The sequence below is a fragment of the Bacillus sp. JJ664 genome, from assembly GCF_036962205.1.
Classification (GTDB): domain Bacteria; phylum Bacillota; class Bacilli; order Bacillales; family Bacillaceae_G; genus Gottfriedia.
In genome coordinates this window covers 1-1,571 of the sequence record NZ_JBALMS010000137.1, presented here as the reverse complement: position 1 = coordinate 1,571, position 1,571 = coordinate 1, and the positions used below count along the sequence as shown (strand labels likewise).

The window sequence follows — 1,571 nt, the reverse complement described above, 5'->3', positions numbered from 1 at the left end:
AGGAGGCTCAGCGCCTGCCCCATGGAAAGCGAGCATCCTTAAGTGGAATTAAACGCTCTTCTTTTTCATGGCCATCAGATAATCTATATTACTTCTCTTACACAATAAAAAACGTTAAAATAAAACTATATACATTACGTTTTTATTGGAGGTTCAATCATTGACTAATCAAAATCAAACGATGTACGAATATATAGGCAAAGAAAAACTAGAGGAGCTTGTTGATACTTTTTACTCTTATGTATCAAAGCACGAGCGTCTTGCGCCAATTTTCCCAGGAGATTGGGAAGAAACAGCACGTAAACAAAAACTATTTTTAACTCAATTTTTAGGTGGTCCGCAATATTATAGTATGGAACGTGGTCACCCAAGAATGAGAGCAAGACACTTACCATTTCCAATCACAATTGAACTTGCACATGATTGGCTAGATTGTATGGCAAAAGCAATGGACGATGTAGATTTAGATGAAGAAATCAAAGAACCACTATTACAGCATTTAAGAAATGTTGCATATCACATGGTAAACCAAGAATAAATAATAGGAGCTTGAAAGTGGAAGAAAAACCGATTATTTTATTTGATGGAGTTTGTAATTTCTGCAATAGCGCGGTTCAATTTATCATCAAACATGATAAACAAGGCATATTTCAATTTGCTTCACTCCAGTCATCAATTGGAAAAAAACTAATCGAAACAAATCCAGAGCTTAAAGAAATGGATTCAGTCATTTTATTGCAAAATGGGATCGTAAAAACAGAATCTACCGCAGCACTTCATATCTCAAAGAAGTTAAACGGTTGGCCTAAAATATTTTATATTTTTATCATAATTCCAACACCCATTCGCAACTATTTTTATCAACTTTTTGCATCAAATCGTTATAGATTATTTGGAAAAAGTGAAACATGTATGATACCTACTAAAGAGATTCGAGATCGTTTTTTATCATAAAAATTATGTTTATACAATAAACAAACCACTGTCAATATTTAACAGTGGTTTTGTTTATTTTGCTACATTATTTCATCCATGCTCTTGTCAAAGCCATACCTATGAAACCAGCACCCATACCAATTAACCAACCAGAGTGAGATTCACCTAACAAGGATCCTATTCCCCCACCTAAGAACATACAACCAACAAAGACAATTCCACCTACACCATTTTTTGAATGACTCATTTAGGACACTTCTCCTTTCTATTTTGTTTTTCAAACTCCCATGGAGCTATTTTTTTTAATAAGACACTCAGGAATCCTTCTGCTTTTTTGCGATTATTTCAAGCTTTTCCTCAATATTTTTTAGAATTTTTTTTAATGATTTAAAATAACTAATCATATTAATAAATAGAAAAATGATTAAAATGACAAGAAACAAACACGTCATAATTTTAAAGAACATAAAAATAACTTCCATTTTTCACTCCAAGAATTATAAAATTTGATTTTTAAGACTTGATATAAAAAAACAGTCCTTTATTAATTATTTTGGTTTCTAATATAAAATTCCTTCTTTTTCCAATTTTATTTTAAAATTATCTATCAAATTAAAAAAACATTAAAATAATTG

General features: G+C 30.8%; 3 protein-coding genes. 2 read left to right on the top strand and 1 reads right to left on the bottom strand.

The genetic code is table 11. The annotated features are described in order from the left end of the window. Positions 1 to 181: 181 nt before the first annotated feature. Positions 182 to 538: a globin domain-containing protein gene (locus tag V7056_RS17935; RefSeq protein WP_464959975.1), complete on the top strand. Its 357-nt coding sequence runs from the start codon at positions 182 to 184 to the stop codon at positions 536 to 538. 17 nt (positions 539 to 555) lie between these two features. Continuing rightward, positions 556 to 954: a thiol-disulfide oxidoreductase DCC family protein gene (locus V7056_RS17930; RefSeq protein WP_499703768.1), complete on the top strand. Its 399-nt coding sequence runs from the start codon at positions 556 to 558 to the stop codon at positions 952 to 954. Positions 955 to 1,021: 67 nt separating this feature from the next. Here the strand turns inward: V7056_RS17930 and V7056_RS17925 are convergent, their stop codons facing one another. Further along, entirely contained in the window at positions 1,022 to 1,183 is a 162-nt protein-coding gene (locus V7056_RS17925; protein WP_499703767.1) for a hypothetical protein, read from the bottom strand. Between the last annotated feature and the right edge of the window lie 388 nt (positions 1,184 to 1,571).